This is a genomic window from Acidovorax sp. KPB24-07 (assembly GCF_057543315.1).
In genome coordinates this window covers 1-8,695 of record NZ_BAAJYS010000155.1, presented here as the reverse complement: position 1 = coordinate 8,695, position 8,695 = coordinate 1, and the positions used below count along the sequence as shown (strand labels likewise).

The window sequence follows — 8,695 nt, the reverse complement described above, 5'->3', positions numbered from 1 at the left end:
ACGCACGGCGGCACCGTGGTGGGCCAGGTCGTGAAGACCATGGGCGGCATCGATGCCTCGGCCCGCAAGATCGTGGACATCATCGGCGTGATCGACGGCATTCGCCTTCCAGACCAACATCCTGGCGCTGAATGCCGCCGTCGAGGCCGCACGGGCCGGCGAGCAGGGCCGCGGCTTCGCGGTGGTGGCCAGCGAGGTGCGCAGCCTGGCCGGCCGCTCGGCCGACGCGGCCAAGGAGATCAAGGCCCTCATCGGCAACTCGGTCGAGAAGGTGGCGGCCGGCTCCCGCCTGGTGCAGGACGCGGGCACGACCATGGAAGAGATCGTGAGCAGCGTGCAGCGCGTGAGCGACATCATCGGGGAGATCACCGCTGCCACCTCCGAGCAGTCGGACGGCATCCGCCAGGTGAACACCGCCGTCAACCAGCTCGACCAGATGACCCAGCAGAACGCGGCCCTGGTGGAGGAATCCGCAGCCGCCGCGGAAAGCCTGAACGACCAGGCCAGCCGCCTGGCGGCGACGGTGGCGCGGTTCCGGCTCAATGCGATGGGTAGCGCGGGACTGGCACGGGGGGCGCTTGCTGCGGCCCCGGGGTCTGGAGCGCCGCGCCTTCAATGAGAAAGCGCAGGTGCAGGCCGGGTGACAACCCGCTTGCCGAAACCGCACGCCATCGAGGCGCCGGGCCTATGGCCTGGCCAGCGTTTTCAGCAGCTGCTCTTCCATGGCGTCCACTGCCGCGGAGTGCCTGGATGCCTTGCTGCGCAGCGCGGCCACTTCCATGGAAATCAAGGGCGGCAGCTCGAATCCCGCGGGCAGGCTCTGCAATACCTGGAGATGGGCAGGCACGCTGCAGTGGGTAAAAACCGCGACGGCAAGGCCGCTTTCCACCGCGGCCAGTTGTCCTGCTAGGCTCGAGCTGTGGTACACGACCCGGTAGGCCCGGCGATGGGCCGCGAGGCTGGACAGCGCCGCGGTCCTGGCCATGCTGCCTTCCTCGTAGACGGCAATGGGCAGCGGGGTCTTGCGCCACACCTCATGCTGCGCAGCGCCGGCCCAGACCAAGGGCTCCTGAAAGAGAAGCCGGCCCCGTTTCGGCTTGTCGCGGGACACGAGCGCCAGGTCCAACTCACCCCGTACCACCTTGGGGATGAGCGAAGTGGATTGCTCGCAGGTCAACTCGATCTCCACCCCCAGGTAGCGGCCCGCAAAGCTGCGCAACACCGGTGTCAGGTAGGTCGATGCATAGTCATCGGGAACGCCGAGCCGCACGCGCCCGGACAGGTCCGGCCCGAAAAGCGCCGTCTGCGCCTCCGTCTGAAGGGCCAGCATGCGGCGCGCATAGCCCAGCAGCTCGGCGCCCGCTGGCGTCAGTTGCAGGTGGTGCGGCCCGCGCAGCAGCACCGGCCGTTCCAAGGCGGCCTCCAGTTTCTTGATCTGCATGCTCACGGCCGCCTGGGAGCGGTGAACCAGGGGTGCTGCCGCCGAAAGCGAGCCCGCATCCACGACCGCCACAAAGGCGCGCAGCCAGTCGATTTGCAGATCGGGGTAGGTCATTGAATGCGCTCGATCCTCTTTGAATTCGATTGTCGAATACTAAGCGATTGAACTATTTGCTTTACGGCAGCCCGCTGCGGCATGAGCATCGGGACATGGACCACAAGCCTTCCGCCACGTTTCAACCATCGCTCCCCCCCGAGGTGGGCGCTTGTGCCAAGCGGGAAGCGCAGGGCCAATGGCTGATGATCGCGGGCGGCCTGCTGCTGGGCACCGTCGGCGTGTTCGTCGAAGAGGCAAATCAACACCCTCTGGTGACCGTGCTGTTTCGCTGCGCATTCGGAGCGCTGGCGTTGCTGGCATGGGGCATGGCAACCGGCCGAACCCGAGAGCTTCCCCTGCGCGGTCGCAGCGGGTGGATCGTCTGCGCGACGGGCTGCCTGATGGTCGTGAACTGGGCGCTGTTCTTTGCCGCCATACCGCGCACGTCGATTGCCGTCGCGACGGTGGTCTTCCACATTCAGCCGGTGTGGATCATGGTGTTCGGTGCGCTGGTGCTCCGCGAGCATGTCACTGCGGCGCAGAAAGCGGCAACCGCCGTGGCATTGGGCGGTCTGGTCTTGACGACCGGCCTGTGGGGCAGTGGCTCCGTGGCCGGCGCATCGGGGGTGGACTATCTCACGGGTTTGCTGATGTGCCTGGGCGGATCGCTCAGCTATGCGGGCGTGACGATCATCGCCAAGACAGAGAAGGTCGTCACCCCGTTCGCGCTGGCGTGGTGGCAGTGCGCGGTGGGAACGCTGGTGCTGCTATGGGTTCCATGGGCACATGGTTGGCCCTCGGACGCCGCCGCATGGGCCTGGCTGGCCGGACTGGGCGTGCTGCATACCGGTCTGGCCTATGCCATTTTGTTCACGGCAATGGCCTGCCTGACTCTGGGCAGGGTCGCTGTGCTGCAGTATGTCTATCCATTGACGGCAGTGCTGCTGGATTGGGCGGTCTATGGCCGGATGCTGAGCGCGACCCAACTGGCAGGCGTCGGCCTGATGGCTCTGGCGCTCTTCGTCATCAAGACCCGATAGCCCGGTCACGCGACTTGGAGTGGAAGGCGCGCCCGCATGCCGCGCCAAGAGTCCTCTCGCGAAAGATGTTTTGGCGGCCGGCTTCTGCCGACACGCCCGTCAGAGGCCATTCGCCAGGCTTTGCAGATGGAGGCACCCGGCAGCTTCTGCGAACCTGCAGGGTTGCAGTGGCACGGGCACCGCCCTGCCCGGCTCACGGCTGCCCGTCGAACGACTCCACACTGTCTGGCAGGCCCACCCAATCGTGACGACGCCGTGTCCAGATCTGGCGCTGCGGGGTGCCCAGCTCTTGCCGTTGCTTCAAAGTGCCGATCCGCAACGAGTAGGACTGCGGATTCTCGAGCGCACAGGCATACAGCGAACTCCCGCAGACTTCGCAAAACGCGAGCAGGCGCTGGTTGCCGCTGGCGGCTGTCTTGGTGTAGGTGCGGGGCTGCCCCTTGATCAGCCGGAACCCGTCTGCCGGCGCGGCGATGTTTGCCCGGAAGGCGGAGCCGGATTGGGCTTGGCAGTCCGCGCAGTGGCAGACCGTCGTGGTGCCAGGCTGTACCTGCGCTTCGTATTCGATGGCGCCGCAGTAGCAGCTTCCTTCAACCTTCATCGTTGGCTCCTTTGGCCTTGGTGTCGGATTGCCACTTCACTCCTGCGGCAGATGGCACACCGCTTCCACGTTGTGACCATCCGGCCCGATGACGAAAGCGGCGTAATAGTGCGGGTGGTAGTGCAGGCGCAGTCCGGGAGGGCCATTGTCCTGCCCCCCGGCTTCGATCGCCGCACGATGGAACGCGTCCACCTGGCGCCGGCTTTCCGCCGTGAACGCCAGGTGCAGCGGGCTCGGCCGGTCTTCGGCATCGTAGATCCAGAGCGAGGGTTTGCCGTTCTTGCCCAGGCCTGCCCCGTGCGGCCCCTTCATGGCGACGGCGATCCCCAGGGGCGCCAGTGCGCGCAGGAAAAAGGATGCACTGGCCTCGCTGTCGCTGGAGCGGATACCGATGTGGTCGAACATGAGAACTCCCGTTCGGGGATGTGAGGGTGGAGGCCGGCCCCTTCGGCCCCGTTTCCGCCAAGCCCGCCCACGTCGGTTGTAGCGGCTGGCTTGCCAATCTGCATTGCGGCAGATCAATTCAGGCCGAAGTGCAGGACCCGGTCGCCACAGCGGTCATCCTCGCCTCAACGGATCTTGTACAGCACCGCCGCGCCGGGCCTGGGTTCGAAGGCCGGCACGGTGCGTTGTTTCAGGGGGGCGCCCTTGGCATCCCAGACCAGCGTCTCCACCGGGTACTCGTCCTTGCGGGTCATGGCGCCGATCTGCTGGACGATCACGGCCGAAGCAGCCGCCACTTCCGGGTTCCATGCGAACACGCCGACCCTGCCGTAGAACACGGCCGGCGCGTCGGCATCAAGGCGACGGTCCGGGCACATCACCAGGCCGCGGTCCCGCATGACCCGCAATGCGCCGACGGGCACGGCCTTGACCGTGGGCGTGGTGCGCTCGGTGCTGTGGCCGGGGCAGACATTGGCTGAGCGGGTCACCATGTCTTCGGCCACCTGCCGGTCGGACTGCGCGAATGTGGGCAGGGTCGCACCAGACAGGGCGAGCAAAGCGAAAGCGGACTTCCAATGCATGGGGTGAAAACTCCTTGTGGGGTAAAACTCCAAACCTTGCAGCCGCACTGGAGGGGGCGGCTGCGAAGGACGCGATCAGATCCTATCAACCCGGTCGCCGGGCGCTGCCCAGGGAGGGGACAGGGGCAGGCTCCCCCGCCCGCTCCCCCACCCCTGGCCTCACTTCACCAGCGCCAGCAAATCCTTGAAGGCCGGGTGTTCCGCCGTGCGCGCCCATTCGAAGATGACCATCTCCGTCGTAACCAGTTCGGCGCCCGCGCCGGCCAGGCGGTCAAAGGCGGCGTCGCGGTTGCGCTCGGTGCGGGAGCCGCAGGCGTCGGTCACCACGCACACGTCGAATTCGTCCTCCAGCAGGTCCAGCGCCGTCTGCAGCAGGCACACATGGGCCTCGCAGCCGGCGATCACGATGGCGCCAGGCTCTTCGGCCGTGGGCTGGGGTTTCTGCAGGTGCTTGGGCAGGCTGCGGGCGTTGCCGGCAGGCGGCTTCGGCTCGGGGCGCAACCATTCGCCCAGGCCTTCCTCGGCCGCGCTGAAATGCATCTTGGCCAGGGTCTTGCGGCACAGCGCACGCAGCGCCGGATCGTTGGGCCCCAGGCGCGAGGGGTTTTGCTCGGTGCCCCATACCGGCACCTCCATCAACTGGGCCGCCCGGGCCAGGCGCAGCGCGTTGGCCAGCACGGCCGGGCCTTCGAAAATGGCGGGCATCAGGCGTTCCTGGTAATCGACCAGGACGAGTTGGGATTCGGAGGCGTCGAGCAGCATGGGCGGGGTGCGCTGGGCAAAAGGTGAAAGATGCGGGGATTGTCGCAGCCGTGCCTGGCGCAGGTTCCTTGGGGGCGTGCGACGGGGGTGGACCGGCGCGGGAACGCCCGATCCGCCCAGTGGTAGTCAGCGCGTCAGGCGCAGCAGCCGGCCCTGGGGGCCATCGGTCAGCAAGTACAGCCAGCCGTCCGGACCCTGGCGCACGTCGCGGATGCGTTCGGCCAGGCCGCCGAGCAGGTATTCGTCGCGCACCACCTTGCCGTTCGCCAGCTCCAGCCGGTGCAGCCGGCTGAACTTGAGCGAGCCGATGAACAGGCTGCCCCGCCAGTCGGCACCGTAGCGGTCGCTGGTCAGGAAGGCCATGCCCGAGGGCGCGATGGACGGCACCCAGTAGTGCAGCGGTGGCTCCATGCCCGCCTTGTGCGTCAGCCCTTCACCGATCTTGCCGCCGCCATAGTTTTCGCCGTAGGTGACGACCGGCCAGCCGTAATTGCGGCCGGCCTGGGGCACATTGATTTCATCGCCCCCCTGCGGGCCGTGCTCGTGGATCCACAGCCGACCGTCCGGGGCGATGGTCGCGCCCTGCGGGTTGCGGTGGCCCCAGCTCCAGATTTCTGGCAGCGCGCCGGCGCCGGTCGGGTTGCCCGGACCTGGCGAACCATCGGGCTGCACATGGATGATCTTGCCCAGGTGGCCGTCGAGCTTTTGGGCGTCTTCCTTGCGGGAGGAGCGCTCGCCCACGGCCAGAAAGAGGGACCCGTCCCGGGCCTGCGCAATGCGGCAGCCGAAGTGCAGCGAGCTCTGCACCTTGGGCCGTTGGCTGAAGATCACCCGCACGTCGGTCAAGGCAGTTTCGCCGGGGGGCAGCACCGCGCTCGCCATGGCGGTGCTGTTGCCGGTCTCGCCCTGCGGCGCAGGCTCGGAGTAGCAAAAGAAGATGCGCCGGTTGCGTTCGAAATCCGCGTCGGTGACCACATCGAGCAGGCCGCCCTGCCCGCCGAACACGACCGGCGGCAGGCCGGACACGGGCGAATGGATCCGGCCATTGGCCTCGATCACCCGCAGACGGCCGGAGCGCTCCGTCACCAGGAACCGTCCGCCCGGAAGGAACGCCACCGCCCAGGGGTTGGCGAGATCCTGGGCCACAGTCACCGCCTGGCCTTGCGTCTTTGCTGCCTGCGGCACGACGGGACGAGCCGGTTGGGCGCGGGCCTCCACGCCGGACACCATTGCCGCAGCGCCAGATGTAACCAATAACAGCCCGTAAAAAACAGAAGACAGAGAGCCAGATTTATCGAATTTCATACAGCGGAAATTTTGTAACACAAGGACCTGCCAGTCATCGCGTGCCCAGGGAAAAGTAGGACTCGCCGAATTTCGTTGCGAGAGGGAAGAGCATGCCACGCAGCCGCTTCATAGCCAAAAGCCATGGGGCTTTGGTTTTGCGACACTTTTTGCTAATGGAAGCCGGAACATGCGTGATAACCTCGCGCCCCATGTCTCGATGGATCTGCCTCTTGTTGCTGGCCTGCGCCAGCGCCCACGCCGCCCCCAACAATGCGCCCTACGATGATTTAGACCGTCTTGTCCGCGAAAGGACCATGCTTTCGCAATTCCAGGAAGCCCGGCACAACGTGCAGGACAAGGCTGGAGAAGTCGTTGCCACGGCAATGGGATTTCTCGGCGTGCCCTACCGCCGGGGTGGCAATGACGTCGAAACCGGTTTTGATTGCAGCGGCTTCATCCGCACGATCTACGGCAAGGCGGCGGGCCTGGTGCTCCCGCGCCGGGCTGACCAGCAAGCGGCCGCCACCGAGAAGATCGAGAAGAAAGACCTTCAACCGGGCGACCTCGTCTTCTTCAACACCATGCGCCGCGCTTTCAGCCATGTGGGCATGTACGTGGGTGACGGCAAGTTCATCCACTCGCCCCGCAGCGGTGCGGAAGTCCGCGTGGAAGACATGGGCGCCTCTTACTGGCAGCGGCGCTTCAACGGCGCCCGCCGCGTGAGTACCGAAGACGGCGGCAAGGACGGCTCCGCCAACTGAGCGCTCTGGCGTGGTGCACCGCGTGCGCATGGTGAAGCCGCCTGGGCCTGTCAGGGTTTGATGACGGTCGTTGTTTCCGTGCTGCGAATGGGTTCGCCCACCACATTCACGGGACGGGCATCGGGATTGCGCAGCATTTCCTTGGCGGCAGCCATGTCGGCCTGGTAGCGCGCCCGGGCCTGTGATTCGCACGACTTGCGGGCACCCGCTTCACCCGCACGGCATTCTTCCAAACCCACTTTCAAACCACCGCCCGCTTCACGGATCGCGGTCTGATAGCGTTGCGCAGGGGTGGTGTCCGGCCGTGCGCCGCGATCCAGCGATGCCTGATCGCTCTGTGCGAGGGCCGTGGAGGGCAGCATGGCGCCCCCGGTGGCCGCGGCCAGCGCCAACACGGTGGCGGACAAGAAAGTGCGGGGGGATCGGATGGGCATGGGCTTTCCTTTCTTTTCTTGTGGGAGAGCCATGACCTTATCCAGCCCGCAATTCGCCAGGCGCGGGATTCACGCGCGTCGGCTTGTCGGCCGGCTCCCACACCCCGCACGCCGCTTACCCGCTGCCTGATCTTCCCCGAAACCCCCTATCTTCGGCCTGCAGCACAGTGCGCCTCGTCCGACATGGCGCCTTGGGGGCCGCCGGGTAGATTCGCCCTATCTCAACCAGAAAGTGCCTGCCCATGTTTTCCGTCCTCGGTGTTCTTCTCGTCGGTCTCGTGGTGGGCTTGCTCGCCCGTGCGCTCAAGCCAGGGGATGACAAGCTCGGCTGGATCATGACGGCGCTGCTCGGCGTGGCCGGGTCATTCCTGGCCACCTACATCGGACTCGCCATGGGCTGGTACCAGGAGGGCGAGCCAGCCGGCTGGATCGCCTCCATCCTGGGCGCGATGCTGCTGCTGGTGGTGTACAGCTTCTTCAAGAGCAAGAACTGAAAGGCGGCCGCCCCGTGGCGAAACGTGTTCCCAGCGCCTCGGCCCTGGCCGGCAACGACCCCGATCTGCTGGCAGCCGTGCAGCGCAGCCGGCGCCTGCTGCACCGGCGCGCACTGATGGCCGCCGCGGCGGGCACCGTGCCCATTCCGGGCCTCGATTGGGCGGTGGACGCGGCCTTGCTGTCCCGACTGGTGCCGCAGATCAATGCGGAGTTCGGCCTGACGCCCGAGCAGATCGACCGGCTCACGCCCCACAAGCGCGAGCAGGTGCAGAAGGCGGTCGGCCTCATCGGGTCGGCCTTGATCGGCAAGTTCGTCACCCGCGAGCTGGTGATCCGGGCCACCCAGGCCGTGGGCATGCGTCTTACGGCCAAGCAGGCGGCCAAATATGTGCCGCTGGCCGGCCAGGCCGTGGCGGCCGTCCTGGGCTACACCACGCTGCGCCTGCTCGGCGAGCAGCACCTGCGCGATTGCGTGGAAGTCGCCAAGGCGGCCCAACTCACCCTGCCGGCGCCACAGGCCGATTCGAAGCGCTGAATCCCCGCCCGGCGGCCCAGCATTCGAACGCGGCCGCTCGCCCGGCACAATGGCCGCCCATGCCGCCGCGCCCCCCCGCTGACTCCCCTCGCGCCAAGCGCCCTTCCGTTGCCTCGGCTGCGCGCGAGCACGCGATCGGCGCCTGGGTCTCCGCGCTGCCAGCGCCGGGCCGATGCCGCCACGCTGGCGCGGCTGCCCACCCTGTCCGATGCCGAGGC

Annotated in this window: 11 protein-coding genes and 1 pseudogene; 5 read left to right on the top strand and 7 right to left on the bottom strand. The window is 67.0% G+C overall.

Annotation, left to right across the window (positions count from 1 at the left end):
* A pseudogene (locus AC27IQ_RS15235) lies at positions 1–619 on the top strand (methyl-accepting chemotaxis protein); the annotation flags it as partial.
* 66 nt (positions 620–685) lie between these two features.
* Here the strand turns inward: AC27IQ_RS15235 and AC27IQ_RS15230 are convergent.
* The gene (locus AC27IQ_RS15230; protein ID WP_487089955.1) at positions 686–1,555 is read right to left on the bottom strand and encodes a LysR family transcriptional regulator; all 870 of its coding nucleotides are present in this window, start codon (positions 1,553–1,555) and stop codon (positions 686–688) included.
* A gap of 95 nt (positions 1,556–1,650) precedes the next feature.
* Here AC27IQ_RS15230 and AC27IQ_RS15225 point away from each other — a divergent pair, with 95 nt between their 5' ends.
* Positions 1,651–2,577 (top strand): DMT family transporter, encoded by a 927-nt coding sequence (locus tag AC27IQ_RS15225; protein ID WP_487089954.1) that lies wholly within the window; start codon positions 1,651–1,653, stop codon positions 2,575–2,577.
* A gap of 193 nt (positions 2,578–2,770) precedes the next feature.
* On the opposite strand, the gene AC27IQ_RS15220 is transcribed toward AC27IQ_RS15225, so the two are convergent.
* From AC27IQ_RS15220 to AC27IQ_RS15200, 5 genes are all read right to left on the bottom strand, one after another.
* Positions 2,771–3,178: a GFA family protein gene (locus AC27IQ_RS15220; RefSeq protein WP_284402811.1), complete on the bottom strand. Its 408-nt coding sequence runs from the start codon at positions 3,176–3,178 to the stop codon at positions 2,771–2,773.
* Positions 3,179–3,214: 36 nt separating this feature from the next.
* Positions 3,215–3,583, bottom strand: coding sequence for a VOC family protein (locus tag AC27IQ_RS15215; RefSeq protein ID WP_487089953.1), 369 nt, complete (start codon positions 3,581–3,583; stop codon positions 3,215–3,217).
* A gap of 164 nt (positions 3,584–3,747) precedes the next feature.
* Positions 3,748–4,203, bottom strand: coding sequence for a hypothetical protein (locus AC27IQ_RS15210; RefSeq protein ID WP_272569261.1), 456 nt, complete (start codon positions 4,201–4,203; stop codon positions 3,748–3,750).
* Between the two features lie 159 nt (positions 4,204–4,362).
* The gene (locus AC27IQ_RS15205) at positions 4,363–4,965 is read right to left on the bottom strand and encodes an isochorismatase family protein (RefSeq protein WP_272569259.1); all 603 of its coding nucleotides are present in this window, start codon (positions 4,963–4,965) and stop codon (positions 4,363–4,365) included.
* 126 nt (positions 4,966–5,091) lie between these two features.
* Entirely contained in the window at positions 5,092–6,195 is a 1,104-nt protein-coding gene (locus tag AC27IQ_RS15200) for a PQQ-dependent sugar dehydrogenase (RefSeq protein WP_487089952.1), read from the bottom strand.
* 266 nt (positions 6,196–6,461) lie between these two features.
* Here AC27IQ_RS15200 and AC27IQ_RS15195 point away from each other — a divergent pair, with 266 nt between their 5' ends.
* Complete coding sequence (locus tag AC27IQ_RS15195; protein WP_487089956.1) at positions 6,462–7,013, top strand: C40 family peptidase; 552 nt, start codon at positions 6,462–6,464, stop codon at positions 7,011–7,013.
* Between the two features lie 50 nt (positions 7,014–7,063).
* On the opposite strand, the gene AC27IQ_RS15190 is transcribed toward AC27IQ_RS15195, so the two are convergent.
* Positions 7,064–7,420: a hypothetical protein gene (locus AC27IQ_RS15190; protein WP_317358257.1), complete on the bottom strand. Its 357-nt coding sequence runs from the start codon at positions 7,418–7,420 to the stop codon at positions 7,064–7,066.
* A 269-nt stretch (positions 7,421–7,689) separates the two neighbouring features.
* Between AC27IQ_RS15190 and AC27IQ_RS15185 the strand changes: the two genes are divergently transcribed.
* Together AC27IQ_RS15185 and AC27IQ_RS15180 are read left to right on the top strand one after the other, a co-directional pair.
* Complete coding sequence (locus AC27IQ_RS15185; RefSeq protein WP_272569255.1) at positions 7,690–7,941, top strand: GlsB/YeaQ/YmgE family stress response membrane protein; 252 nt, start codon at positions 7,690–7,692, stop codon at positions 7,939–7,941.
* Between the two features lie 14 nt (positions 7,942–7,955).
* A complete protein-coding gene (locus AC27IQ_RS15180) occupies positions 7,956–8,477 on the top strand; it encodes a hypothetical protein (protein WP_487089951.1) in 522 nt (173 codons plus the stop codon).
* Positions 8,478–8,695 lie beyond the last annotated feature (218 nt).